The 24282-nt window shown below is 68.6% G+C and carries 27 protein-coding genes and 1 pseudogene; 14 read left to right on the plus strand and 14 right to left on the minus strand.

All coding sequences use genetic code 11. The features are described 5' to 3' along the window. Window positions 1–162 precede the first annotated feature (162 nt). From OG520_RS01810 to OG520_RS01820, 3 genes are all read right to left on the minus strand, one after another. A complete protein-coding gene (locus OG520_RS01810; protein ID WP_406011910.1) occupies window positions 163–945 on the minus strand; it encodes a helix-turn-helix domain-containing protein in 783 nt (260 codons plus the stop codon). 169 nt (window positions 946–1114) lie between these two features. Next, window positions 1115–1327 (minus strand): DUF4287 domain-containing protein, encoded by a 213-nt coding sequence (locus OG520_RS01815; protein WP_266431120.1) that lies wholly within the window; start codon window positions 1325–1327, stop codon window positions 1115–1117. A gap of 84 nt (window positions 1328–1411) precedes the next feature. Further along, window positions 1412–2089 (minus strand): DUF998 domain-containing protein, encoded by a 678-nt coding sequence (locus OG520_RS01820; protein WP_399333544.1) that lies wholly within the window; start codon window positions 2087–2089, stop codon window positions 1412–1414. Window positions 2090–2211: 122 nt separating this feature from the next. Between OG520_RS01820 and OG520_RS01825 the strand changes: the two genes are divergently transcribed. The 4 genes from OG520_RS01825 to OG520_RS01840 all read left to right on the plus strand — a co-directional run bounded on the left by OG520_RS01825 (window position 2212) and on the right by OG520_RS01840 (window position 6235). Continuing rightward, on the plus strand, window positions 2212–2832 hold the full coding sequence (locus tag OG520_RS01825) for a TetR/AcrR family transcriptional regulator C-terminal domain-containing protein (protein ID WP_406011911.1): 621 nt from the start codon (window positions 2212–2214) through the stop codon (window positions 2830–2832). A gap of 226 nt (window positions 2833–3058) precedes the next feature. Further along, window positions 3059–3853: a maleylpyruvate isomerase family mycothiol-dependent enzyme gene (locus OG520_RS01830; protein ID WP_406011912.1), complete on the plus strand. Its 795-nt coding sequence runs from the start codon at window positions 3059–3061 to the stop codon at window positions 3851–3853. A gap of 422 nt (window positions 3854–4275) precedes the next feature. Next, window positions 4276–5409 carry an FAD-dependent oxidoreductase gene (locus OG520_RS01835; RefSeq protein ID WP_406011913.1) on the plus strand — a complete coding sequence of 378 codons (1134 nt, stop codon included), beginning with the start codon at window positions 4276–4278 and terminating at the stop codon, window positions 5407–5409. Between the two features lie 241 nt (window positions 5410–5650). Beyond that, window positions 5651–6235, plus strand: coding sequence for an HIT family protein (locus OG520_RS01840; protein WP_406011914.1), 585 nt, complete (start codon window positions 5651–5653; stop codon window positions 6233–6235). A 173-nt stretch (window positions 6236–6408) separates the two neighbouring features. Here OG520_RS01840 and OG520_RS01845 read toward each other — a convergent pair whose 3' ends face one another. The 3 genes from OG520_RS01845 to OG520_RS01855 form a co-directional block, all read right to left on the minus strand. Beyond that, complete coding sequence (locus tag OG520_RS01845) at window positions 6409–6750, minus strand: DUF5713 family protein (protein ID WP_406011915.1); 342 nt, start codon at window positions 6748–6750, stop codon at window positions 6409–6411. Between the two features lie 377 nt (window positions 6751–7127). Then, window positions 7128–7766 (minus strand): amidase family protein, encoded by a 639-nt coding sequence (locus OG520_RS01850; RefSeq protein ID WP_406011916.1) that lies wholly within the window; start codon window positions 7764–7766, stop codon window positions 7128–7130. Then, window positions 7657–8856: a CaiB/BaiF CoA transferase family protein gene (locus tag OG520_RS01855; protein ID WP_406011917.1), complete on the minus strand. Its 1200-nt coding sequence runs from the start codon at window positions 8854–8856 to the stop codon at window positions 7657–7659. Before OG520_RS01855 ends, OG520_RS01850 begins: the two co-directional genes overlap by 110 nt. A 132-nt stretch (window positions 8857–8988) precedes the next feature. Between OG520_RS01855 and OG520_RS01860 the strand changes: the two genes are divergently transcribed. Further along, window positions 8989–9609, plus strand: coding sequence for a helix-turn-helix domain-containing protein (locus OG520_RS01860; RefSeq protein ID WP_406011918.1), 621 nt, complete (start codon window positions 8989–8991; stop codon window positions 9607–9609). Between the two features lie 588 nt (window positions 9610–10197). Here the strand turns inward: OG520_RS01860 and OG520_RS01865 are convergent. The 4 genes from OG520_RS01865 to OG520_RS01880 all read right to left on the minus strand — a co-directional run bounded on the left by OG520_RS01865 (window position 10198) and on the right by OG520_RS01880 (window position 12827). Beyond that, the gene (locus OG520_RS01865; RefSeq protein WP_406011919.1) at window positions 10198–10731 is read right to left on the minus strand and encodes a hypothetical protein; all 534 of its coding nucleotides are present in this window, start codon (window positions 10729–10731) and stop codon (window positions 10198–10200) included. A gap of 329 nt (window positions 10732–11060) precedes the next feature. Then, window positions 11061–11726 carry a class I SAM-dependent methyltransferase gene (locus OG520_RS01870; protein WP_406011920.1) on the minus strand — a complete coding sequence of 222 codons (666 nt, stop codon included), beginning with the start codon at window positions 11724–11726 and terminating at the stop codon, window positions 11061–11063. Between the two features lie 97 nt (window positions 11727–11823). After that, window positions 11824–12033 carry a hypothetical protein gene (locus tag OG520_RS01875; RefSeq protein WP_406011921.1) on the minus strand — a complete coding sequence of 70 codons (210 nt, stop codon included), beginning with the start codon at window positions 12031–12033 and terminating at the stop codon, window positions 11824–11826. A 77-nt stretch (window positions 12034–12110) separates the two neighbouring features. Then, a complete protein-coding gene (locus OG520_RS01880; protein WP_406011922.1) occupies window positions 12111–12827 on the minus strand; it encodes a TetR/AcrR family transcriptional regulator in 717 nt (238 codons plus the stop codon). 95 nt (window positions 12828–12922) lie between these two features. Here OG520_RS01880 and OG520_RS01885 point away from each other — a divergent pair, with 95 nt between their 5' ends. Both OG520_RS01885 and OG520_RS01890 read left to right on the plus strand, forming a co-directional pair. Further along, on the plus strand, window positions 12923–13729 hold the full coding sequence (locus OG520_RS01885; protein ID WP_406011923.1) for an enoyl-CoA hydratase/isomerase family protein: 807 nt from the start codon (window positions 12923–12925) through the stop codon (window positions 13727–13729). Window positions 13730–13829: 100 nt separating this feature from the next. Further along, entirely contained in the window at window positions 13830–14171 is a 342-nt protein-coding gene (locus OG520_RS01890; RefSeq protein WP_406011924.1) for a VOC family protein, read from the plus strand. Window positions 14172–14260: 89 nt separating this feature from the next. On the opposite strand, the gene OG520_RS01895 is transcribed toward OG520_RS01890, so the two are convergent. Together OG520_RS01895 and OG520_RS01900 are read right to left on the minus strand one after the other, a co-directional pair. Then, complete coding sequence (locus OG520_RS01895) at window positions 14261–15193, minus strand: aminoglycoside phosphotransferase family protein (protein WP_406011925.1); 933 nt, start codon at window positions 15191–15193, stop codon at window positions 14261–14263. Window positions 15194–15278: 85 nt separating this feature from the next. Next, entirely contained in the window at window positions 15279–15506 is a 228-nt protein-coding gene (locus OG520_RS01900; RefSeq protein WP_406011926.1) for a GrpB family protein, read from the minus strand. A gap of 16 nt (window positions 15507–15522) precedes the next feature. Between OG520_RS01900 and OG520_RS01905 the strand changes: the two genes are divergently transcribed. Then, the gene (locus tag OG520_RS01905; protein WP_266431097.1) at window positions 15523–16011 is read left to right on the plus strand and encodes an N-acetyltransferase; all 489 of its coding nucleotides are present in this window, start codon (window positions 15523–15525) and stop codon (window positions 16009–16011) included. A 62-nt stretch (window positions 16012–16073) separates the two neighbouring features. On the opposite strand, the gene OG520_RS01910 is transcribed toward OG520_RS01905, so the two are convergent. Further along, window positions 16074–16718: a TetR/AcrR family transcriptional regulator gene (locus OG520_RS01910; RefSeq protein WP_406011927.1), complete on the minus strand. Its 645-nt coding sequence runs from the start codon at window positions 16716–16718 to the stop codon at window positions 16074–16076. A gap of 239 nt (window positions 16719–16957) precedes the next feature. On the opposite strand from OG520_RS01910, the gene OG520_RS01915 reads away from it, so the two are divergent. The 4 genes from OG520_RS01915 to OG520_RS01930 are packed head-to-tail and all read left to right on the plus strand — an operon-like array spanning window position 16958 to window position 21804. After that, window positions 16958–17515 carry a (2Fe-2S)-binding protein gene (locus OG520_RS01915; protein ID WP_399333564.1) on the plus strand — a complete coding sequence of 186 codons (558 nt, stop codon included), beginning with the start codon at window positions 16958–16960 and terminating at the stop codon, window positions 17513–17515. Then, window positions 17512–18504: an FAD binding domain-containing protein gene (locus OG520_RS01920; RefSeq protein WP_406011928.1), complete on the plus strand. Its 993-nt coding sequence runs from the start codon at window positions 17512–17514 to the stop codon at window positions 18502–18504. Before OG520_RS01915 ends, OG520_RS01920 begins: the two co-directional genes overlap by 4 nt. After that, window positions 18501–20663, plus strand: a complete 2163-nt coding sequence (locus tag OG520_RS01925) for a xanthine dehydrogenase family protein molybdopterin-binding subunit (RefSeq protein ID WP_406011929.1) — start codon at window positions 18501–18503, stop codon at window positions 20661–20663. Before OG520_RS01920 ends, OG520_RS01925 begins: the two co-directional genes overlap by 4 nt. Further along, the gene (locus OG520_RS01930) at window positions 20656–21804 is read left to right on the plus strand and encodes an XdhC family protein (RefSeq protein ID WP_406011930.1); all 1149 of its coding nucleotides are present in this window, start codon (window positions 20656–20658) and stop codon (window positions 21802–21804) included. Before OG520_RS01925 ends, OG520_RS01930 begins: the two co-directional genes overlap by 8 nt. A gap of 89 nt (window positions 21805–21893) precedes the next feature. Here OG520_RS01930 and OG520_RS01935 read toward each other — a convergent pair whose 3' ends face one another. Then, window positions 21894–22127 (minus strand): hypothetical protein, encoded by a 234-nt coding sequence (locus OG520_RS01935; protein ID WP_399333499.1) that lies wholly within the window; start codon window positions 22125–22127, stop codon window positions 21894–21896. Window positions 22128–22632: 505 nt separating this feature from the next. Between OG520_RS01935 and OG520_RS01940 the strand changes: the two are divergent. Next, window positions 22633–23074: pseudogene (locus OG520_RS01940) on the plus strand (GNAT family N-acetyltransferase). Window positions 23075–23448: 374 nt separating this feature from the next. Next, a complete protein-coding gene (locus tag OG520_RS01945; protein WP_406011931.1) occupies window positions 23449–24207 on the plus strand; it encodes a class I SAM-dependent methyltransferase in 759 nt (252 codons plus the stop codon). Window positions 24208–24282 lie beyond the last annotated feature (75 nt).

Consider the following 24282-nt stretch of genomic DNA (forward strand, 5'->3'; position numbering starts at 1 on the left):
ACCGGGGCCGAGGAGATCGCCCCGGCCGATGTCTCCATGAGGTGCCCCTGCGGGGACGCAGCTCCTCGGGCTCGAACCGGCCGGGGAGGACGAGCAGCCGGTGCGGCATACACAGGACGGTGACGGGGCCGCCGTCCCCCACGGTGTCGTGGCAGGTCTCCCTCAGTCGTTGAGCAGGCGCCATGCGGTAGGGGCGATTCTGGCGCGTAACAGTCCGGCGGGATCGGCGAGTTCGATGCCAAGGGTCTTGCCGATCTGTTCGAGTCGGCGGGCGACGCTGCTGTGCTGCAGATGGAGAAGGCCGGCGGCTCGGCGCTGGGAGCCGGTCGTGCAGTAGGCGTCCAGGGTCTCCAGATCGTCATGGTTGCCGGTCACGCGGGTGATCGCGGCCACATCGGTGTTGTCGCGCGAGGTGTCCGGAGGTATCTCGGCGAGAAGCGCCAGCGCGCCCTGGTCGTCGTAGCGGATGACGGGTTCGCGTGGGGTGGTGAAGCGGAGGGCGGTGCGGGCTTGGCGCCATGATCGGCCGGGGCTTTCGGCGGCGCCGATGCCCGCACGTACGTCTGCGGGAAACCCGGCCGGGTCGATGGCGGCGGCCAGGATGACGCCCAAGTCGGCGAGCGGTGCCGCCTTCACCGGGCGGGCCGGGCAGACCAGGCCGCCGATCCGGTCGAGCGGGAGCTGCGAGCGTACGGCGATGACGTGGACCGGCAGGTCGGCGGCGAAGCCCAGGAGCCGTAGCACCCGCGCTCTGGCCGCCTCGTCGCTGTCGGAGCTGACCACCAGTTCGACGAGGGCGGGGGCGGCCATGGTGGTGTGGGCCGGGCCGTACCGCTCGACGGCCGCCGCGGCGGCGATGGCGAGCCGGTCCAGCAGCACGTCGTCGAGCGGGTTCGGCGAGCCGGGGCGTTCGAGCCAAACCCGCGCCTGGCTCCACCAGTTCAAACGACTCCATATCCGCTTCGAGATACGCACCACGAATGACCAGAGGCTTGGCCGGGCTGATCGCCGCACCGGCCGACGGCCCGGCGGGCGCGGGTTGAAGGTCGCCACCCGCCAGGGCGAGCCATGGATCACCGTGCCGACGCCTCCCCCGGTACGGGGCGAGGACGGTTCACTTGCCGCTGTCTTCGGCGAGGGTGTGTGCGACGAGGGCATTTGCGTGGCCGTGACCGAGGCCGTGCTCGGTCTTGAGCCACGAGACGAGCTCCATGTGTTTGGTCAGGGAAGAGGACCTGATGAGGTCCTTCCACTCCGTGATCGGACGGCCGTACTTCTTCTCGATCGAAGGGAAATAGCTGGCAGGGCCCTTTGCCGGTTCAGTCATGTCGCAGTGTCCCATCTCTCCATGCTCAGTGATCTTGGATTGTCGCTTCGTTCTCGCCCGTCCTGCAAGCCACAGGGGCTCTGCCTACTGCTGAGCCGTCGGCGCGGCGGCGAGAAGCCTGGCCGACACTGCGGTGAGCCAGAGGAGTCCGAGTCCCGCTCCGGCCGTAAAGGCCAGGACGGCGACAGAGGAGCTTGCGAAGCCCACGAGAACTCCCACCGGCACGAGGCGGCAGGCGATGGCCCAGCCGCGCTGACGCTGGGCGGCGAAGAGCCTGGCCAGCACGAAGGACGCGGCACACAGCGCAAGGAAACCCACCATCCCGCTGAGCATGTGGACGGCGCCGTGCGCACTCATCGAGGCGCCCGATCTCTCCGGGGTACCGGCCGGAAACCCGGCGCCGGCGTCGGCGGTGAAAACCCCCGCAAGAAGGAACGAGGCACCGAACACGCCTACCAACCGCGAGGCCCAGACCCCACCGGGGACATCGCGCAGTGCCTGCCGTATCCCGATCGCACCGGCGATGGCCAGCACCCCGGTGAGCAGGAAGCTGGTCACCTGGATCCAGCCAAGGCCACCGAGGCTGAGCTGGCTGATGGCGTTGCGGGTGAAGTCGAAGCCCTCACGGGCGAAGCCCTGAATCAGGCCCGCACCCAGGAACAGCGGGCCCGCCGCGATACCGCCGGCCAGCAGGACCCGCGTCGCCCGCCAGGTCGAGATCGTGGAGCTGGCAGTGATCGGGGCGTTGTTCGTCTGGGCCATGGAAGTCCTCCTCGGTCGCGAATACCACACAGAACTAGACGGTTCAGTACTGTTGGGAACTGGACGGTACAGTACTCATGGATGAACTGGACTGTCCAGTACTGTCATGTCAGGGAGACGGCATGGAAGCGAACGAGCAGGGCCGATCGGCACGCAAGCGCCAGGCGATCATGGAGGCCGCGACCACGGTTTTCATGGAGAAGGGCTACTCCGGCACGAGCATGGACGACATCGCGAAGCTGGCGGCCGTGTCCAAGCAGACCGTCTACAAGCACTTCTCCGACAAGGAGAAGCTGTTCGCAGAGATCGTCCTGGCCACCACCGACCGCATCGACGGCGTGATCGACCTGGTGGCCGACATCCCGTCCGACGCCGATACGCTCGACGAGAACCTGACCCGCCTCGCCCGGCAGTTCCTCACCACCCTCACGCAGGCTCAGGTGCTTCAGCTGCGGCGCCTGGTCATCGCCAACGCGGATGCCTTCCCCGAGCTCGGCGCGGCCTGGTACGAGCAGGGCTTCGAGCGAGTACTGGTCACCCTGGCAGCCACGTTCCAGCGCCTCACCGAGGACGGACTGCTCCGGATCGACGAACCGCTCCTGGCCGCCAATCACTTCTCCGGTCTACTGCTGTGGATCCCGGTGAACAAGGCAATGTTCCACGGCGGCCCCCAGCACACCCAAGCCGAACTCGACCGCTACGCCACCGCCGGCGTCCGCGCCTTCCTCGCCGCCTACCGCTGACCGCCTGCGCTCCCGATGCACGCTTCGCCCGGACGCCTCCTGAAGAGGCAACGCATGCCATGGCCCGAGCGCATAGCTCTGCGCGACGGCGTACGGCCTTCCTGCCGCGCGGCCGGGTCGGCGAGGGCTGGGCGCGTGGCCAGGGCCGCGCGCCCGCCGCGTCGGCCGTGAAAATCCCTGTCCGATTGTCGGAGCACGGTGATAGACAGTCAGCGTGCAAAAGACTATGGAATTTCCCGTTCTGCTGCGGCTGATCGACGAACGGTCGGTCGCGTTCCGGGCCGCGGTCGCCTCCGCGCCCAGCCTCGACGTGCAGGTGCCGACCTGCCCCGAGTGGAAGCTGTTGGATCTGGTGCGGCACCTGGGCGGGGTGCACCGTTTCTGGGCCGCCACCGTCGCCGCAGGGCCTGCCGACGCTCCCCCGGCCGAGAGGTCCGGGCAGGTAGCCCTCGCTGCGCCCCGGGAGCGCGAGGCCCTGCTGGCCTGGTCGGCCGAGTCCACGGAGCTGCTGCTGAGCGCACTGCGCGAGTCCGGCCCGGATCGGGGCTGCTGGACGTGGTGGGGTGGGTCGCAGTCGCCGCAGACCAGCGGTGCCGTCGCCCGGCACCAGGTCCAGGAGGCCACGGTGCACACCTACGACGCCCAGATCACCGTGGGCGACCCGCAGCCGCTGCCGGAAGAGGCGGCACTCGACGGTGTCGACGAGTTCCTGTCCACCTGCTGCGCGGGGCCGTACGCCTGGCCGCACGAGCCCGCTGTCGTCGACTACCACGCCACCGAGGGCCATTCCTGGCGCCTCGCGCTCGCCGCCGACGGCGTGCGGGCCACTCGTCTTCCCATGACCGGAGCGATGCCCGCCACCGCTGCCGGCGAGGCCCCGGACGCGGCCGACGCCTCCGCCCGGGGCACGGCCGGTGAGCTGGTCCTGGCCCTGTACAGCCGCATTCCGGTGGACTCCCTGAAGCTCGACGGCGGCCGACGTCTCTTCGACCTGCTCCTGGCCTGGGACCCGGATGAGTAGGACCTGACGGCGCGCCACCTCATGCTTCCGAGGGCCCGATCCGCGGGACGCGGATCTTCTCCGGCACTGGCGTGAACTGGGTGCAGTCCGCCCGCTGTTCTGGTGCGGCGACGTGGGAGGGCGGGCGCCCCTGTCAGTCCCCGCTCAGGTGGAGCTTGGTGGTGAACGCTCCGTGCGATCGGCCAAGGCCCTCGCCTCCTGCACCGCCTCCATCAAGCGGGCGACGCGGCACTGCGCAGCGTTTCGCCCTGGTGATCCGCCGCACGATCGATCCGGACGCCGGGCTGAACGCCGTTCCGGGGCCTGTCGGCCATCTGTCGGGGGCTGTGAGTTCGATGTCGGCGGCTTGTCGGCTGGGGCTGGCACCTTTCCGGAAGCGGCCGCCGGAGATCACTGGGCGGTCCCGACCTCGAGGAGCCCCCATGCGCACCCCCGTCACGATCATCGGCGCCGGACTCGGCGGACTTACCCTGGCCCGCGTCCTGCACGTCCATGGAATCCCGATCACGGTCTACGAGGCCGAGTCCTCCCCGACGGCGCGCACGCAGGGCGGGATGCTAGACATCCACGACTACAACGGGCAGCTCGCCCTCAAGGCGACCGGCCTGATGGACGAGTTCCACGCCATCGTCATCGAAGGCCGCCAGGCGATGCGGCTCGTCGAGCAAGACGGGACCGTCCTGCACGAGATGGCCGACGACGGCACGGGCGGACGCCCCGAGGTACAGCGCGGGGAGCTGCGACGGATCCTGCTCGACTCTCTCCCGGCCGACACCGTCCGGTGGGGGCACAAGGTCAGCGGCGCCCGTGCCCTCGGCGAGGGCCGTCATGAGGTGACGTTCGCCGACGGCGGCACCGTCGTCACGCGGCTGCTGGTCGGCGCGGACGGTGCGTGGTCGCGGGTCCGGCCACTGCTCTCCGACGCCACACCCGAGTACGTCGGCACGTCGTTCGTCGAGACCTACCTATTCGACGCCGACACCCGGCACACCGGCACCGCGAAGACGGTTGGCGGTGGGTCGATGATCGCGCCCTCGCCGGGCAAGGAGATCTTCGCTCACCGGGAAAGCGGTGACACCCTGCACGCCTACGTGGCATTGTCCAGGCCGCGGGACTGGTTTGCCGCCATCGATTTCACCGATGCCTCCGCCACGGCCGCGCGGATCGCGAGGGAGTTCGACGGCTGGGCGCCGGAGCTCACCGCGCTGATCACGGACGCCGATACCGCGCCTGTTCTGCGCCCTCACTACGCTTTGCCGGCCGAGCACCGGTGGGCCCGGGTGCCGGGGGTGACCCTGCTCGGCGACGCCGCTCACCTCGCAGCGCCGAACGGCGAAGGCGCCAACCTGGCCATGCTCGACGGCGCCGAACTCGGCCGTGCCCTCGCCGCGTCCCCCGAAGACATCGAAGCCGCGCTCGCCGAACACGAGCAGGCGATGTTCGCCCGGAGTACCGAGGCCGTCACTTTTGAAGGCACCGAGGTGGTCCAGGGAATCGACTCCGAAGACAACACACCCCGGGCCATGCTCAAGATGATCACCGAGCAGGCTCAATAAGCCGCTTGAGCCGAGATTCACCGAGCAGCCCGGCCTGATCGCCCGGACAATTCCTACGTCCACGGTGTGCGGATGACAGTGCCGTTGCTTCGATGCCCACCGGCACTTCGGCCAGCTCGTACGGCTCCGGCTCGGGGCCGTCGATGTTGAACGCGGCCCGTCCCGGCCACGGCTGCCCGACGACGTGCTTCCAACCTGCCGCTGCATCAAGCGAGTTTGAGTGATGTACGGAGCGATAGAGGTGCAAACAGACGCGTTCCCGACCACCATCATCACTGCACGGCTGCACGAAGATGGCCGTCGGTACCGAATTCACTCGCGCTCGCATGACTCTTCTGATGTGGTGATCGGCACGGGTACTTCGGAGCGTGAGGATGCGGCTGTGGTGGGTAACGAATGCATCTTCTGCACGATAGGGCGCGGTGCGGCGGATGCCAGCATTGTCCATGAGGACGATTCGGTGATCGCGTTCATGGATCTCCGGCCCGTCAACCCGGGCCACTTGCTGGTCGTTCCCAAGACTCACGCGGTGGGGTTGGAGGACCTTCAGGAGGACGACGGCGTCCAGGTCTGGAAAGTGGCACACCGACTCGGGCGGGCACTGCGCCGATCAGGCCTGCGGTGCGAGGGCGTCAACCTGCTCCTCGCGGATGGTGAAGCGGCATTCCAGGAAGTTTTCCATGTGCACCTCCATGTCATCCCTCGCTTCGCAGGCGATCCATTTCGTATAGGTGCCGACTGGCGCGTTCATGAACGGGAGCAGCTCGACGAGACGTCTGCTGCTGTCCGCAGCGGTCTCGCCGCCCTGGACGCCTCGCAACGTTGACGCCCGATCGGCGGCGGAACTCAGCGATCGTCGGTTGTCAGTCGCAGGAGTGGCTTCGAAGTCGGACGGCCCACAATTGCCCTGGCCGGGTCCGCAATCGAAGGAGACCCGGCCCGGGGTAGCGCCCCGCCGTGGATCGACAAGGCCGACCGCCTCGGTCTTCCAGTCGTCGCTCACCAATCCCTGGCGGCGATCAGCTCCTCCGTATCGGCGTGCGAGAATCCGTAGACCGACGCCACAAACCAGAAGTCCTCGGCTATCTCCTCCCGTGCAACCGTCTCGATCTCGCTCCCTGCCGCCTCGAACTCGGCCTCCAGCAGGTTGAACTCCTCCGTCGCCGCCTCCGTGAGTACGTACAGGGCCGGCAGATCCGCAGGCCGCACTGCCTCGATCCGCTCGCACAGCCTCAGCAGGATCGCCCTGCCCTTGTCGACGACGTGATCCGGAAAGTATTCGTCCGCGTAGAGCTGTTGCAGAAAAGCGTACTCAGTCACCTGCTGGTTCGTGATCGGCATGGCGCCTCCATCTCCCTCGAAGAACCGACGTGCCGATCATGCACCACGCCACTGACAAGCCCGGCTCAAGACTCGAGACCGGCAGGGCCTGGCGGGACTGTTCCAGCAGAGCGACAGCTGTGTGCCGATCCGGCTCGGAAGTGGGCTTCTCCCCCTCCTCGTACGGGGCCACGCGCACCGCCACTGTCGCGATGCCCGGATCCGGGATCCCGGATCCCATGCGAATTTCGGCCAGAAGGGCGGCCGGAGCAGCCTCCGCAGTCCCGCCCCCGGTGTGCACATACAGGTCCTCGCCCGGCAGCGCGCCGGTCTCCTTGAAACCTGCCGCCTGTCGGCGAAATGCATCTCGCCCTCGGCGCAGTCGGCGGCCCGTCACATCAGGCGAGGGTGGCGAAGGCAGGGGGATGCAGAGTGCCCTCGGCGGTCTCGACCACCTGTGCGGCGCCGAGCAACAGGTCCTCGCGGTGGTGTCGGGCGACGAGTTGTACCGCGCAGGGCAGGCCGTCCGGGCCCACGCCGGCGGGGACACTGATTGCGGGGTGCCCGGTGTCGTTGAAGACGGAGGTGTAGGAAATCGGCAGCGTCCGCTCACGCACAGCTGTTGCCACGTCCGGCCCCTCCGCGAGCCATGCCGTTGTGGGCACGGTGGGCATGAGCAGCAGGTCGAACCGGTCGAAGAGTTCGGCCGTCCAGCGGTCGAGCAGGGAACGGTGCGCCCAGTAGGCGGCGAATTCGGCCGGTGCGATGTTGCGGCCGCCGTCGAGAAGGTCGGCGAACCATGGTTCGAAATCGGCGCGTCGGGTGGTGAAGTCGTCGAGGACACCGAGGAGCCGGTTGTGGGCCAGGACTTTCTGGCGCAGTTGAAACGGCGCGGGAAAGTCCGCGGCTCCGGGCAGAGCCGCGTCGTCATCCCGTACATCGTGGCCCTGGGCGCGCAGGATGTCCGCTGTCCGTTCGAGGGCACGCAGCATCTCTGGCCGGGGTGCGGCCACGCCGAGTGTGCGCAGGACTGCCACGCGCAGGGCGGATGCTGCCCGGGGTCTTCGACAGCCGGGGCAGGGGTGCGACCATGGGGAGTTCGCCGAAGTCCGGGTCTTCGACGGTGACGAGTGTGCCCCGCTCCCGGTAGTGCGGATCGGCGGCGATGCTCATCAGCGGCGAGGCAGGAACGTCCGCCTCGCTGAGCAGCTTGGTCAGATCGTCCGCAGTGCGGGTGGCGGCCCAGTCGGCAATCATCGTGTACAGGACATGGGCGTTCTCGGCCCGGACCGCGCGGGTGGCGTACTCGGGGGCGTCGGCCAGCTCCGGTGTTCCCATGAGGATGGCCAGGCGGCGGAAGAGTGCGTCGGTGCCCGCGTGAATCGAGACCCGGCGCCCGTCGGACGTGGTGAAGTCGCTGGCGGGAACGATCTGCGGGTTGTGGTTGCCCATTCGCTCACGAATTCGGCCGGTTGTCGCGTACGAGGTGAGCGCGTCCTCCGAGGCGCGGAAGCCCGCCTCGTACAGCGCGAGGTCGATGACCTGACCGCCGCCCCCCGCCGTGTCGCGGTGGTACAGCGCCGTGACCACGGAGAAGGCGCCGAGATAGGCGGCCATGTAGTCGATCGTGGAATAGCCGCTGCGGACCGGGGACCGGTCGGCGTCACCGGTCACGTACGTCAGGCCGGCGAAGGCACTCGCGATCCGGTCGAAGGAGCCCCGGTCGCGGTAGGGGCCGGTCAGCCCGTATCCCGTCACGTACGCCAGCACGGTGTCTGGGGCGAGTGCGCGCAGCGCGTCCGGGTCCAGTCCCCATGAACGCAGGGTGGGCGGGCGGTAGTTGGTGATCACGACGTCGAAGTGCGGGACCAGTCTGCGGTCCTGTCCACGTCCGGTGCGCAGGTCCAGGGTCACCGACTTCTTGTTGCGCGCCTCCTGGGCCCAGTACGGGGATCGCGCTCCGGCCTTCGCACCGCGGGTGAAGTCGCCGCGCCCGGGTTCTTCGCCCTTGACCACCTCGGCGCCGAAGTCGCCCAGGAAAGTGGCCGTGACCGGCGCGGCGAGGACGGTGGACAGGTCGAGGACGCGTATGCCCGCCAGAGGAAGTGCCTGAGGGAGTGTCGCCATGGATGCCCCTTCACATCTAATTCACGTTCCGTTATTAACGAAACGTTGTTAGCGGGACCATGAGCTGGTCACTGGAGCGTGGCAAGGGGCTGCGACGAGAAAAGCCATCCAGGGACGGACGAGGAGCAGGGCATGAGCGAGACCGGCAGGACGCGGCGGCGACGGCGCACCCGCGAGGAGACCGAGGCGGACTTGCTGGCGGCCGCGCGCCGACTCCTCCAGCGCGACGGCGTGCTCGCCGGGGTCAACCTCCGGGAGATCGCCACCGAGGCCGGGGTCAACCACGGGCAGATCTATCAGTACTTCGGCACCCGGCAGGCCCTTCTGCGCGCCGCCGCCGCCGACCTGGTACAATGTCAGGCCGCTGACCAGGACAGTCATTGGGAGCTGCCGTTCGCCGAGCGACGGCAGGCCATGTTCCGTCATCGTTTGGGGGAACCCGAACTGGTAAAGCTCGAAGCGCTGTTGGCGCTCGACGGCGATGGCGACTTCTCCCCGCTGCCACGGTTCACGCAGACGCGCCAGAGTCTGGAACGGGACAGGGACGAGGGCTCACTGCCCGAGGACGCCGACGCGGTGGCCGACCATGTGATGACGGCCGCCGCGCAGATGGGTTACATCATCTTCCGCGAGGCGTACGCCCGCGACACCGGAGTCCCCTTGGAAGAACTCGACGAGCGGGCAGCCCGCGCGTTTGCGCGCATGGTGGCCGGGCTCACCACCCCGCCACCGAGGCAGGGGCCGCCGGAATGACACCTTCATGCCGTACACAGGGCTCCACGTTGCCCGCGTCATCACACCCACGGGCCCCGGCAGCCCCTCCCCTTCCAGCACCCTGGTGACCGGCGTGCCCAGCTGGTTGCAGCACGTTTGGATGACCCGCACACCTCCCCTGGTTGCGGGCCCCGCCGACCGGCATACACAGCAGGTCGTACGGCGGGGCGGCACGAGATCCATGCACTGCGGGCGCGTGATGCGCATGCCGACCCCGGTCGGCGGGAACCGCACACCGGTGATCGCCCAGCCCGTGCAGGCGACAAGGACACCCTCAGGAGGATGGCGTCGCGGTGACGGCCACCACTCGACCCACCAGGGCTGGTGAGCCCTTCACCCACTGGTCGTTCGGGCTGCGGAGCAGGCAATGACGGCCGGCTCTGGGTCGCGAGCGACGAGGCGCGAGGACGACATCCCTCGGGCGAGAACGTACGGCTCAGCCACCCCAGTCCCGATGACAGCCGTGCGGCATCGTTCTTGACGCTCACCCATCGGATCGAGAGCAGGTCATCGCGCAACCCCGGGGGCCGGCCTGGCAGCCGTCCCCGGCCGGCTGCGGCGCCGGCCCTAACGCTGTTCGGCGACGTGCTCGCTCAAAAAGACACCTGCGTGGGCGGCAGCCTCTTCCTTCGTTGCGTAGTACGCGGTGCTGTCGGCCTCATCGCATGTTCCATCAGCTCCCCGTCCGGCCCATCGCCAGCCACCCGATGACGGATCCCGGAACAATTCGGCGCTGCCGCCGCACAGTTCGATCCGACTCGGCTCCGCTTCCGCAGGGGCTGACCTGTCGATGGCATCGGGCCATTTCTTGCGAGCACCCTGTCGAGTGATGCCCCAGGCAGCACCCAACTGCTCATAGCTCGCGCCATAGGACCCGGCAGTCTTTGCTGCGATTGCCGTCAACCGCTTGACCTCCGCGTCCACCACCTTCCAGGTGCCGAGGATCGACAGAGTCACGTCGATGGGTTCGGCATCCCACATGCGTTCTTCGGGAAGTCCGGTCACCCGGGCACGCATGGCCGAGGCGAGTGGGTTGAGGGCATCGAGGAGAGCCTTGTCGAGAACTGTCTGTTCCGCGGTAGTGATCTCAGGCAGCGTCATGCGACAACCATAGTTACCACGCGCGGGATACGCAACTAAAGTTACCGACGTGACGGGGGGTCCGCTTCGCCGCCAGGCCCTGGGCCCCTCACCGTGCCCACAACACCGGCAGTGCCCCACGGATCCGCGATGGTCTCCGTGGAGCGGATGGTCCGCTACGTTCGCCGGAGCGCCAGAGCACCGGAGCGCCATCGCCAGAGGCTTGAGCACTGCCCCCTCCTCCGCACTGGCCCACCGGGCCCCGCCCGATTTCCCCCGAACACGGGCGCGGAACAGCGGCTCCTTCAACGATGGTCAGGATCATCAGCGGGGCCGCGCCCGCAACGACGTCAGGACCGGAGTGGCTCCGGCTTGTGGGCCAAGAGGCCGGCGATCGCTCTCTTACCCTCTTCGGCGGGCTCCTGCACCAGCCGCGTGGTCACCACGAGCCCGGCCCGGTCCAGTAGTTCGGCGATCCGGTCAGCCGGCAGCAGGTAGGAGTCGAAGAACGCGGGATGGTCGCCGTAGGCATTCTTCACATGCCGATGCTCGCCGTGTCCCACCCGCCCGACGATCATCAGATGCCCACCGGGCGCCAAGGTGCGCTGGAATTCGGCGAACACGACCGGGAGCAGCTCCGGCGGCGTGTGGTGGATGGAGTAATAGGCCAGGATGCCGCCGAGCTCGTTGTCATCGATGTCCAGCGCGGTCATCGAGCCCACCGTGAATCGCAGGTCCGGGTGTGCTTCGCGTGCCAGGCCGATCATCTTCGGCGACACGTCGATCCCGAATGCCGACACCCCCAGTCCGGCGAGATACGCCGTCACTTTGCCGGGGCCGCAGCCCAGGTCCGCGACGCCCCCTCGGTCGGCGGTCCGCACGAGTTCGGCGAACGCGGCCAGCATCGCACGCGATATCGGATCGAGATCATCGGGAGCAGGCACATACTCCGCGTAGTCGGCGGCGACGGTGTCGTACGACTCCCGGACCGCGGCAAGGTAGGAGGGTTCAGTCACGCAGTCAATCTAAACCCGAGCACTGACAGTGCCCGAGAGGCGACTGCCCGGACTCCCGGTCCGGTTCCGGTCGCGGGAAGACGGGGTGCGATGTCCACTACGGAACGGCCGTTGCCACCTCGTAGAACCCTTCGGCCAGCCAACGATCGATCTTCTCGCTCGTCTCGGATTGTGCGCCTGCTGCTCGCATGGCCCGTACCAGACGAGCGAAGGCGGTCCGGTCCCACTGTCGGCCACGCAGTTGGAGGAGGAAGCTGCCCTCCTCGGCGTTGAACTCTCGCCGCAGCGTTTCGATCGTCTCGTCCATGAGATCAGATCACGACATTCGAAACCAGTCTTCGGGGACAATGGTGCCTCCGACTGTGAACGCGGCGAGGACGATTGTCACGGAGAGCCAGGGCCGCGACCGGCTTCCCGTTCCTGTCCGTCACCCGCGCTGGTGCTTGCTCTCCGGGGGCTCGATGGACTATCCAGCCCGTCTTGGGTGTGGGCATCGCGTACGGCCATGTAGGCACGGGGCCGCACGCCGGTGATCACGACGTCGAGCAGGTGATCGGCTTGCCTCTCCCCGTCCCGCACCCGCTCGGTGGCAACCGCGATCCCGTTGGCCAGGTTGAGGAGGTCCGAGATCGTGATGTCGTGCCGGGCCGCACCCGCCTGCTGCGCCCGGTACAAGAGCTCGCCTCCCGCCGCGCGCACTTCGTCGTGCCGCGACTCCACGTGATGTCCGGGCTCGGCGAGATCCTCGGACAGCAGCGTGGCAAGGCCACGAAACGTGCTGTTGTGCTCCACGACTGCCCGTACCCACGCTTCGAGGGCCTGCCCCGGTTCACACTCGGTCGAGAGCCGACGCGCTCGTGCGCACAGGGCCTGGACCCGCTCGTCCATCACCGCAACGGCCAGTGCGCGTCGCCCCTGGAAGTGGCGGTGCAGCGTCGCCGAACCCACCCCGGCGTGCTGGGCAATCCGCTCCAGGGAGACCGACACGCCCTCCTCGGCGAACAGTTGGCCGGCGGAGGCCACGATCCGCTCGCGGCTGATCCGGGCATCAGCACGTACGGGTCGGCCGTCGCCCGCGCGTTCCTCGTTCGCCGACTGCATTGTTTCCCGCCTTTCTCGTCAAGTGGGGTCCAACCCCACTTAGTGTGGCAGAGTGTCGGATCCAGGCTCCTGCCGACCGAAAGGTTCGATGCCCCGTGCCCGATGCGCTGGATGATCGCGACAGGCTTCTCGGTGGCTTCGTGGAACGCCCGCCCCTGCAACGGTACGCCGCCGCGTACGCCGAACACTTCGCCATCCACCGGGACTCGGGAGTCGTCGAGATCCGCATGCACTCCAAGGGGGGACCGGCGGTCTTCTCGCGCGGGCTGCTCAACGCCTGGGGACGAGTGCTCGCGGAAGCCGGCGCGGACCCCGACAACGAGGTCCTGATCATCACGGGGACCGGCCGACAGTGGATGGCCGGGATCGATCCGCGGTCGTTCGCGGAACCGTTGTCGCACTGGCCCGGCGACCTGCTGTACGAGCAGTATTCCGACGGCGCACGACTCCTTGAGAGTCTGGTCCTCGGTATCGACGTCCCGACCATCGGAGTGCTGAACGGACCCGGTCCACGCCAGGAGTTGGCCCTGATCTGCGATATCACTCTGTGCGCCGACGACGTGGTGATCGCCGACGGCAATTTCGCCGCCGGGTCGGTGCCCGGCGACGGCATGTACCTCGCCCTGGAGGAACTCCTCGGCACCAAACGGGCCGCCCATCTCGCCTACACCGGTGAGGGAATCGATGCCGCGACCGCACTGCGGTGGGGGGTGGTCAACGAGGTGCTGCCGAGCGACCGACTGACGCACCGGGCCCACCGACTCGCAGAGACAATCATGGCCACTCCCCGCACCTCCCGCCGGCTCACCCACGCGGTCGTCAGCCGCCCATGGCGACGCCGGATCACCGAGGAACTGCGCAGCGGATATGCACGGCAACTCCTCGCGAGCAGTGGCACGTAGAACCTGTCCGGTGGACGCGGGTCGGACAGGCCCTGGCGCTGCCGCGAACACCTCGACACAAACAGAGAACCAAGCCCTACGAGGAGCCGAGGCACCGACGATGAAGATCGACTCAGTGATTGCAAGGCAACGTGTCGACGACCTGGACGCGGCCATCACCTTCTACGAGAAAGTGACCGGCGAGACAGCCGCCCAATTCGCTTTCGCCGGTGTGAGTCTGGCGAGCATCGGTCCCTTCCTCCTGTTCAGCGGGCCGGACGAAGCGGTGCAGCGGGTAGCCGGTGTCGGGGCCACTCTCGTGGTCGCCGACCTGGACGCGGCGGTCGAGGAAGCGGTGGCGGCAGGGGCCACCGTGGTGATGCCCGCTCAACCCACCCCCAACGGTCACCGTGCGGTACTGCGTCACCCTCACGGAGGCGTGTACGAGTACGTCGGCCCCTGAGTGGCCCGCCGCGTCCGAGACCGTTGCGCGGTGCCGCTGCGCGTGCGAAATCGCCGTTCCCGCCGAATCAACTCCTACTTCCGGGCGCGCTAGGCACGCTCGGCGAGCAACTCCGCGAGGGAGTCCACAAGTTGTGTGAACCAATCCAATTGTGGACCTCCGCGTGCCTTGCGAAATCCGTGACGGCGACCCCAGAAAGCGCTTTGGACCGCATGGAACTGAGCCCAACGCCGGGCGCGTTCGGGATCGACTTCGGCCGCCTCGGCGAAGACATGCAGGGTCCGGAACAGCGCCCTTCTCAGGTCGCCCGCTTCGAGGAGCGCCGGCGACCGCGCCTTGAGCAGAGTGCCGCCGTCGTATGCGGGATCTCCTGCGTACCCCTTGGGGTCGACGGCCAGCCACGGCTCACGGTCGGCACGCAGGATGTTGCGAGCATGCAGGTCGCCGTGGATGAGGGTATCCGGCTGATCCCGGCCCAATTCCTGGGCCGTCGCCACGGCGGCGTCGACCACGCGTCGGGGCAACGCGTGTGTCAGCTCTGCGGCGTCCTGCCGGAGTTGGGCTGCCCAGGCATCGGCCTGGTCCCGGAGCCGGGGCAGTTCAGGCGGCGCGGGGATGGCCAGCCGATGACTGATCCGCCCTGCGATCCTCATCACCTCATCGCTGTCCTCGACCTCCGCCAGGGTCGACGACCGGACTCGCTCCAGGAGCATCGCGAAGTGCTCGTCGTAGCGCTCGTGCAGCAGCACCGCTCCTCGTCCGCCCCAGGCCGCAAACGCGTCCGGTTCATGCACGTTGCCTGGATGGGGAAAGGACACCTTCACCACGGCCGCCCCCTCGGCCGGCCGCAGCACCGGAACGATGACCCCGACTCCCCCATACATGACCTCACCGTCCCGCACGCAGTCCCAGCGCCCCAGCAGCTCCTCCACGATTCCGGGCAGCTCGGCGAGCCAAGCCGCACCGGGCTCGCCCTCGCGCTCCAGCGTGCTCCGCACGAACGCCTCTGGCACTTCCATCATCCCCGCACCCTACGCACCGGCCCACTGTGAAGGCGGGCCGGGAGGCACCTCCCATGTCCCGGCACAAGGCGACGGTGCAATTGGCTCAGCTCGCGGGAGACTTGCGCAATGCGGTACGCCCCGGCGGTGGCTGCCACCCTGTTGCCGCCGCCCAGCGTTCGGCCGCAATCATCAGAATCTCGGTGGCCGGGGCCTTGATCTGCCCGTAGTCCAGCAGGTCCGGCACACTGCGGGCCAGACGTCGTTTGAACGCCCCCCACTCCCGACGGGCGGCCTCATCGGCACGCAGATAGTCACGGAACAAGCGATGCAACTGACATGCTCCGCCCGTGAACGACGTCGTGGCTTTCCAGATCTCCAAGATCACCGGCTCGGCCGAGCTGGCAGGCATCACCGCCGGGCTGATCGGCGCGCTCCCGTCATGGTTCGGTATCCCGGAGGTCAACGCGGAGTACGTGGAGTCGGCCAACCGCCTCTCCGGACTCATCGCCCGCACGGACACGGAGTCGATAGGCGTCCTGTTGTACCAGCGGCACTTCACCGAAGCAGCCGAGATCCACCTGATGGCGGTTGCCCCGTCATGGCATCGGCGAGGTGTCGGTAGAGCACTCGTCGATGAACTCGTTTCGGAACTTGCCGTGGACGGCTGCCGGTTGCTCCAGGTGAAGACGTTGGGAGCCGCGCACCCCGATCGCGGCTACGCCCGGACCAGAGCCTTCTATCGGTCTGTCGAGTTCCTTCCGCTGGAGGAGACGAATGACCTGTGGCCCGGAACCCCCTGCCTGATCATGGTGAAGCGGCTGGCGCGCCCGACCTGAGCCCACCTTCGCACCATCCGGCCCGCAGCCCATCTTCCGCCCGTCGCCGATCAGTCCGCTCTTCACACCGTCCGTCCGGAACCACCGGACCTGGTCTCATCCACCGCGGTCTCGTCCCGCACGCATCCTCCCGCTCCAGGCGCCCCCACCCGCAGGCCGTCCATCACCAGGTCCAGAAGTCGCTTCGCCCGCGGCTGCCAGTCGCTGTGCGGGTCGATCTGCCAGAGCCCGGCGATGAAGAGCACGAAGTCGTCGGGGGTCACCCCCGGACGGATGGTGCCGGCCTGTTCGTTAGCGGTCAGCAGCAGTGTGACCGCCCGAGTCACCGGGCCGTGGCCCAACTGGGCCAAACTGCCGTACTTGCCGGTGGACTTGCGCAACGCGTCCGCCAGGCCGGCCTTGGCCATGGCGTACTGGGCAAGACGGTCCATCCACTCCCTCAGCGCCCGGTCGGGTGCGCGGCTCCGGAGCAGTTGGTCCGCGGTGTCGGCCACCTGCTGCATCTCGTAGCGGTAGACCTCCAGGACCAGGGCCTCACGGCTGGGAAAGTTGCGGTAGAACGTCCCCTGCCCGACGCCCGCCTTCTTCGCGATCGTGCTCAATGGCGCGTCCGCCGCCCGGGTCAGCTCGGCCAGCGCGACTTCCAGGATGCGTTCACGATTACGTTGCGCGTCCGGGCGCAGAGGCGTGCTCTTCTCGTCCCGCACTCGTCCTCCTCCCGGAAGCACGGCCGAGTCCGTCCTTGCTGAGCGGACAGCTGTCCGCTAGGTTCGACGATAAGCGGACAGCTGTCCGCTTGGATTCACCATAGCGGCAGATCCGGCCGGTGTGGCCGACCTGCGCCCACCGTCAATGGTTCCTTCACCGTCATCGCCCTCTCCCTCCCGGAACGTCCACCGGGATCGTCTCGTTCGACGCGCATCAGCAATGCGAAAGAAGGCTGATCATGACCCCATCGACGTCCAGTGCCATCACCCTGAACATCAATGGCGAGAAGTACACACTGCCCGTCGACCATCGCACCACCCTGCTCGACGCCTTGCGCGAGCGTCTCGACCTGACCGGTTCCAAGAAGGGCTGCGACCAGGGTCAATGCGGCGCCTGCACGGTGATGATCGATGGGCGCCGGGCCGTTTCCTGCCTCCAGCTCGCCGTCGCGGCCGAGGGGCGGGTGATCACCACCATCGAAGGCGTGGCCGATGGCGAGCAGCTCCATCCAGTGCAGCAGGCCTTTCTCGACCTGGACGGCTTTCAGTGCGGATACTGCACACCCGGGCAGATCTGCTCGGCCATCGCGGTGATCGAGGAACACGCGGCGGGCTGGCCGAGCGCGGTGACCCATGACGTCCGGCCCGAGGCGGGGGTGCCCGCGCTCAGCGCCGAGGAGATCCGCGAACGCATGAGCGGCAATCTGTGCCGTTGCGGCGCGTACGTGTCGATCGTCCAGGCAGTCGCGCAAGCGGCGGAGTCAGCCGGGTCCCAGGACAAGGAGGCAGTGGCGTGAGGGAATTCGGCTACGAACGTGCCTTCGATGTTTCCGGAGCGGTCGCTCTGCTCGGTTCCGACCCCGACGCCCGCTTCCTCGGCGGCGGCACCAACCTCGTCGACCTGATGAAGGCCGGCGTGGAGAGGCCCGCGCTGCTCGTCGACGTACGCGAACTTCCGCTCGACGGAGTCGAGTTCATCCACGGTGGCGGACTGCGCATCGGAGCGACCGTCACCAACAGCGGTCTCGCGGCTCACCCCGAAGTACGGCGTCACTATCCGGCTTTGGCCCAGGCCGTCCTGGCCGGCGCATCGGGGCAGCTGCGCAACATGGCCACGGTCGGCGGGAATCTGCTCCAGCGCACCCGTTGCGGCTACTTCACAGACATCAGCAAACCGTGCAACAAGCGCTCCCCCGGCAGTGGTTGTCCCGCCGTCGACGGCGAGCACCACAACCACGCGATCCTCGGCGCCTCCGAGCACTGCATCGCCACGCATGCCTCGGACATGGCGGTCGCGCTCGCCGCCTTCGACGCCGTCATCTCGTACGAAACGGCCGACGGTCCGGGCGAGTTGCCGATCACCGAGCTCTACCCGCCCGTGGGCGACACGCCGCACATCGAGACCGCTCTGCCGCCCGGCGCGCTGATCACCGGCGTCACACTGCCGCCCGCCCCGGTCGCCGCCCACTCGCGATACCGGAAGGTACGTGAGCGCGCCTCGTACGCGTTCGCGATCGGCTCGATCGCCGCAGCGCTCGACGTCCAGGACGGTGTCGTGCGCGAAGTGCGTCTGGCGTTCGGGGCTGTCGCGTCGAGGCCGTGGCGGGCCCGGACGGCCGAGCGGGAGCTGATCGGCGGACCGGCGAGCGCGGAGGCGTTCGCCGCCGCGGCTGATGCCGAACTGGCCGCCGCCAAGGCCCTTCCCGAGAACGGCTACAAGGTGACGCTGCTGCGCAACCTCGTCGGGGCCGTGCTGACCGAGCTCACCGAGGAGGTCTCCCGATGACCACGACGACCGGGGTCGCCGCCGTGACAGGAGCCGTCGGCTCCGCCCACACCCGCGTGGAGGGCCGCGACAAGGTCACCGGGGCAGCCCGCTACGCCGGAGAGGTTCCCTTCACCGAACTGGCCCACGGCTGGCTGGTGTTGTCGACCATTGCCCGTGGCCGGATCCGCTCAGTGGAGGACGGCCCCGTCCTGGCCATGCCCGGCGTCCTGACCGTGCTGCACCACGGAAACGCGCCTCGCGTCGACACCGATTACATGGGCATGCTGGGGCGACCGAACCCGATCCTCGGGATCTTCCAGCACGACCGCGTACCCTTCGCCGGCTGGCCCGTGGCGTTGGTGGTGGCCGATACGTCCGAGCAGGCCAGGGAGGCCGCCGAGGCGCTGGTGGTCCGGTACGACAAGGAGCCGCACGACGTCGCCTTCCACGCCGGCCGTTCGGACGCGTACACGCCGGAGAACACCCCAATGGTCCAGGCCGAGACGGAGAAGGGGGACATGGAGGCGCAACTCGGCGCTTCCGCCGTCGTCGTGGACGCGGAATACACCACTCCGGAGGAGCACCACAACCCGATGGAGCCGCATGCGGCGACGGCCCGCTGGGACGGCGGCCGACTCGACGTCATCGACTCCAACCAGGGAAGCACCTGGGTGGCGAGCGAACTGGCTCAGCTCTTCTCCCTCGATCCGGCCTCCGTGCGGGTGCGGTCCGAACACGTCGGGGGCGCCTTCGGGTCGAAAGGGCTGAGCCCGCATCAGGTGGCGGCCGTGATGGCCACGACCGTCCTTCATCGTCCGGTCCGTGTCGTACTGACCCGCCGCCAGATGTTCTCGCTCATCGGCTACCGCAGCCCCACGGCGCAGCGGATCAGGCTCGGTGCCGATGCCGATGGCCGGCTGCGTGCCTTCGACCACCAGGCCCAGAACCTCACGTCGACCGTGCATGAATTCGTCGAGACGAGCGCCGTGCTGGGGCGCGTGATGTACGACGCCGAGGCGCATCACACCCTGCACCGGCTCGTCCGGCTCGACGTGCCGACCCCGACGTGGATGCGCGCGCCGGGCGAGGCACCGGGATCCTTCGCCCTCGAATCCGCCCTCGACGAGCTGGCCGAGAAGTGCGGCATCGACCCGATCGCGCTGCGCGCACGCAACGAACCCGAGACGGGTCCCGTGTCCGGGCTGCCGTTCAGCAGCCGCAATGTGCTCGCCTGCTTCGAGGAGGGCGCCCGCAGGTTCGGCTGGGCGGACCGGGACCCCCGGCCCGGCGTGCGTCGTGAGGGGCGATGGCTGCTCGGGACCGGAACGGCGGCGGCCACCTACCCGTCGGGGGTCGGGCCGTCCACCGCGGCCGTGACCGCGGAGGCGGGCGGAAGCTTCACCGTACGGATCAACGCGGCGGACATCGGTACCGGGGCGCGGACCGCGATGACCCTGGTCGCCGCGGACGCGCTGCAGGTGGCCCCGGACCGCGTCCGGGTGCGCATCGCGGACAGCGACCTCGGCCCGGCGATGATCGCCGGAGGCTCGATGGGAACGCGCTCCTGGGCGTGGGCGGTGACGATCGCGGCGGACGAACTGCGGGAGCGTCTGGCCCTGGGTGGCGGCATTCCGCCGGAGGGAATCACCGCCCGGTCGGACACGGCCGAGGCCATCGGCGCTCTCGCGCAGCAGGAACGTCACTCCTTCGGAGCACAGTTCGCCGAGGTCGCGGTGGATGTGGACACCGGTGAGGTGCGCGTACGACGGCTGCTCGGCATCTATGCCGCGGGCACCATCGTCAACCCGCTCACCGCCCGCAGCCAGCTCATCGGCGGAATGACCTGGGGGCTGTCCATGGCGCTCCACGAGGAGGCGATCAGGGACCAGGCCTCGGGCGGCCACGTCGGCGCCGACCTCGCCGGCTATCACTTCGCCGCGCACGCCGACGTGCCGCTCATCGAAGCCGACTGGGTGGACGACCCCGTCCCGGGCGATCCGGTCGGGATCAAGGGCATCGGCGAGATCGGCATCGTGGGCGTGGCCGCCGCGATCACCAACGCGGTGTGGCACGCGACCGGCGTACGCCACCGGGACCTGCCGATCCGTCCGGACCGCGTCCTGCGCCCGGCGGACGAGGCCCGGCGCCGGGCGGCGGGAGGAGCCCGGAGTGCTTGACGTCGCCGAGGAGCTGAGCCGGTGGTTCGAGGAGGGCCGGGACTTCGCCGTCGCCACCGTCGTTGCCGTCAGCGGCAGCGCGCCGCGCGGTCCCGGCGCCGCCCTGGCCGTCGCCGGTGACGGCACCGCCATCGGTTCCGTCTCCGGCGGTTGTGTGGAAGGCGCGGTGTACGACCTGTGTGTCCAGGCGCTCGGGGACGGGCGGACGGTGCGCGAACGGTTCGGATACGACGACGAGGACGCCTTCGCGGTGGGGCTCACCTGCGGCGGCGTCGTCGAGGTCCTGGTCACGCCGGTGCGTGCGGACGCACCGGTGTTCCGGGCCGGGGTGTCGGCCGCGGTCCGCGGGGAACCGGCGGCCCTCGCCCGGGTGGCCCGGGGCCCGGTGGGCCTGCTCGGCCGGGTACTGCTCGTCCACCCAGACGGATCGTACGAGGGCAGCCTGGATGGAGATCCGGACCTGGACCGGACCGCGGCGGCGGAGGCCCGCGCGATGCTGGACACCGGCCGCACCGGCACCGTCGAGATCGCGGAGGACGGATCGCGCTGTCCGGGCGGTGTGACGCTGTTCGTGGAATCGAGGGTGCCGCCGCCCCGGATGATCGTCTTCGGTGCAGTGGACTTCGCGACGGCACTCGTACGGGCGGGCAAGTTCCTCGGCTACCACGTGACCGTGTGCGACGCCCGGCCGGTCTTCGCCACTCACGAACGCTTCCCCGAGGCCGACGACCTCGTGGTCGACTGGCCGCACCGCTATCTCCGGCGCACCGCGACCGACGAACGCACCGTCCTGTGCGTGCTCACCCATGACGCCAAGTTCGACGTTCCCCTCCTGGAGACGGCCCTGCGGCTGCCGGTCGCGTTCGTCGGCGCGATGGGCTCGCGCCGCACCCACGAGGACCGCAATCGCCGTCTTCGCGAAGTCGGCGTCACCGGACCCGAGTTGGCCCGCCTGCACTCTCCGATCGGCCTCGACCTCGGCGCCCGTACGCCCGAGGAGACCGCCCTGTCCATCGCGGCTGAGATCGTCGCGGCGCGTCGGGGCGGCACAGGTGTTCCACTGACCGCCTCGGGCACACCCATCCACCATGACGTGGACGGGAGGGAGACGGGCGAGGCCCGTTCCCGAACGGCAGCGTGACCTGACGGAGGCCGGGCGGCCGATGGCTGGGCGCGGCCGATGGCTGGGCGGACGCGAGGCCGAGAGAGACTCTCAGTGGTCGGGTCCGCTCAGCCCGACGCCGAGTTCCACCAGGCCGTCGAGGACCAGGTCGATGCTGACTGCGGCGAGCAGCAGTCCCGGAAGCCGGCCGAGCAGTTCGAGCCGCAGGACAGCAGGGCGATGGTACGAAGTTTGCGCGTCGGGTGCAGTTTCGCCAGGTGAGCGAAGGAGAGCAGAACCTTGGGCGGCCCGACGACCGAGACGAAGGTGATCAGATCGGCGGAGAAAGTGAGCGCGTTCACCCGCGAAATCCAAGGGCTGTCCCGTAATCCCTGGTGGACCAGCGTGCGGCGTCGGATGCGGTGCATCGCAAGGCGGAGGGACGCCCGAATACTGGATGTATTCGGGCGTTCCGACAACGCGGCGAGGTGCCGTAGCTGTCGTCGCACGCCCGCCGGGGATTACGGGACAGCCCCTGGGCCGCCGGGACCGACTCCGCGCAGTAGGCGAGGCTGGTGTCCCTCGCATCCGGCGAACAAGATCACGGCGCCGGGCTCACGCTGCGCGATGCCCGATCCGGTAGACAGGTCTTCGACGCGCCCCTGTTTGCGGCGGCGCGTCTCCGAGTCGTGCCTTCTTCTGACGACATTCGATTCGGCCGGCATGGATCTCCCGAACACCCGTCAGTCGAAGGGGGTCAGCTCGAACCGTGGGGCATCCGGCACAGGCTTCTCCGCATGGCACGATGACTTTCGGTCGGCGCGAACACGGTTGACGCTCCGGGGTGTGCTCGGATTTCCTTCTGCGATGCCTGACATTCGCATCGAACGGCCAGACAGAGAAACCGCATTCAAGGACTGGCAGTACGTCCACAATGCGATCATCCCTACGCACGTCCTGTCGCTGGACGACGTACGGGAACGCGCACAGCGGCACCACCTGGGAGTCGCCTATCTCGGTGACGTTCTCGTGGGTAGCAGCACTCTGCGGCCGCCGCCGGGTGATACGTCGGCGGCCACGGTGATCGCCCGTGTGCTGGCCGATCACCGTGGGCAGGGATTCGGTGAGGAGCTCTATGCGCGCGGGCTGAAAAAGGGCCCGGGAGCTGGGTGCCCGGGTGGTCGAGACCGTAGTCCTGGCCTCCAACGAGGACGGTCTGCGGTTCGCGCGGAAACGCGGTTTCATCGAGACCGAGCGCTACCTGCTGCCGGGAGAAACCATCCCCTGGATCGACTTGCGGCTCTCATGACCCGCCTCGCCTTTTGATCTCATGGGCCGGAAACGCCTGTCTGTCGATGGTGGGCTTCCCTCCTCGCAAGGTGCGGGTGAACAGCCTCAGCCCCGAGAACCTTCTCCGGCATGGCGATGCGTTTGGGCTGCCTGCTGGGTGATCGACCATTCCACGGCGGCGAGCATGCTGCCGGCACAACGACCGGTTGCGCTTCGGGGCTGATCGCTTGTTTGCTCCGGTCGCCGTCTACTCGCTCTGATGCCGGTGGTCAGCGTGTGGTTGCGCTCACCGGATACGTGATTCCTCCGGTCCGGCAGGCGCTCTCGCCCCGCTGTACCGGCACTTCGACGATGTCACCCACAACGGCGTCACCGTCAGCGGATACTGCCGCCATGTACTCGGAGGATGACAACGCCGCACTGTACGACCTGCTCAACCCCTGGGATCCCGACCGCTGGCCCGGCGACGCCTTCTACGACGAGTTGGTCGTGGTTGCCGACTCCGTCCTGGACGTCGGTTGCGGCACCGGTTCGATGCTGCACTGGTCACGCGCGCACGGCCACACCGGGCGTCTGGTCGGCCTCGATCCGGACCCGGCCGTCCTCGCCCGTGCCCGGCTTCGCGCCGATGTCGAGTGGGTCGAGGGCACCGCGGCGGACGCGCGGTGGCAGGGTGAATTCGACCTTGCGGTCATGACCGGCCACGCCTTCCAGTTCCTGGTCACCGACGACGACATCCGTGCGTCACTCATGGCAGTACGTGCCGCGTTGCGCATGGGCGGCCGGTTCGCCTTCGAGACGCGTCACCCGCAGGCCCGCGCGTGGGAGGCCTGGAATCCGTCCAACGCGTCCGACATCACCGACGCAGCCGGCCGCGCCCTACGCGTCTGGCACGAGGTCGAGACCGCCGCCGACGACGTCGTCACCTTCACCGGAACGACGGCCGAGCCCGACGGCACTGTGCTGCGCATCGATCGCGCGAGCCTGCGCTTCCTGGATGTGGTGACGCTCGATCGGTTCCTCGCCGAGGCGGGGTTCGAGATCGAGGCCCGGTACGGCGACTGGCACCGCAGACCCGTCACTCCGACGAGCCAGGAGATCGTCACTGTCGCTCGCCGCAGACAGGAAGGCCGGGTGAGGCATGCGCTCTGAGGAAGAATCGTTGCCGGCGCGCCCGCACGCCACTGCGCGGCGCGTAGCTGGGCCGCGACCCGTCCAAACCGTTGC

It is taken from the genome of Streptomyces sp. NBC_00984, from assembly GCF_045162475.1.
In the GTDB taxonomy this organism is placed as follows: Bacteria; Actinomycetota; Actinomycetes; order Streptomycetales; family Streptomycetaceae; genus Streptomyces.